The sequence below is a fragment of the Campylobacter sp. 7477a genome (genome assembly GCF_014892335.1).
Taxonomy (GTDB): Bacteria; Campylobacterota; Campylobacteria; order Campylobacterales; family Campylobacteraceae; genus Campylobacter_A; species Campylobacter_A californiensis.
In genome coordinates this window covers 1-694 of record NZ_JADBJH010000032.1, presented here as the reverse complement: position 1 = coordinate 694, position 694 = coordinate 1, and the positions used below count along the sequence as shown (strand labels likewise).

Annotated in this window: 1 protein-coding gene; it reads left to right on the top strand. The window is 29.8% G+C overall.

Going from position 1 to position 694, the window contains the following annotated elements:
* The first annotated feature begins 144 nt into the window (after nucleotides 1-144).
* Complete coding sequence (locus CCAL5182_RS09095; protein ID WP_170000612.1) at nucleotides 145-567, top strand: helix-hairpin-helix domain-containing protein; 423 nt, start codon at nucleotides 145-147, stop codon at nucleotides 565-567.
* The last annotated feature ends 127 nt before the right edge of the window (nucleotides 568-694 follow it).

The window sequence follows — 694 nt, the reverse complement described above, 5'->3', positions numbered from 1 at the left end:
CTAAAAGGGTGGTGTGGTATACATAAGCCTCCTATCTTAAATATTCATATTTTTTATATTAAATTTATTCTTTATATGTATTGTAAAACAAGCGTTTACCCTACTAAGTTATAATCAAATTCAATCTTAAATCAAAGGAAAACAATGAAACTATCTTTTAAATCAACTCTACTATCTTTAGCGCTACTAGCTACTCAGGCATTTGCCGTTATAAATTTAAATACGGCCACCAAAGATGAACTAATGAGTTTAAACGGTATAGGCGAGAGTAAGGCCGAGGCTATTATAGAGTATAGAAAGGCTAATAAATTTAACTCTATAGAGGATATTAAAAACATTAGTGGTATAGGCGATAAGACATATGAGAATTTAAAAGATGATATATCGGTATCTGGTAAGACGACAGTGCAACCTAAGGTAAAAGAGATAAAAGATAAGTCAGCCAAAAAGACTAAAGAGCTAAAAGAGGATATTAACAATAAAGCCAGTAAGACAAAAGATAATGCAAGCAAGAAAGGCAGTGAGATAAAAGATATTAAAAACAGTTCCAAGGATAAGGTAAAATAGAAGGCCAAAGAGGAAATAAGTAAGAGCATAAAGCTTAAACAAAATAAGTAGATTAAGAGTAAAATAAATACACAAAACATTATAATAAAATAGAGAAATTTAAAGTAGGACAAAAGCAAGAGATAAA

Excerpts from the sequence above, each read along its gene's own strand:
- CCAL5182_RS09095 (WP_170000612.1), top strand. The coding sequence starts at position 145 with ATGAAACTATCTTTTAAATCAACTCTACTATCTTTAGCGCTACTAGCT.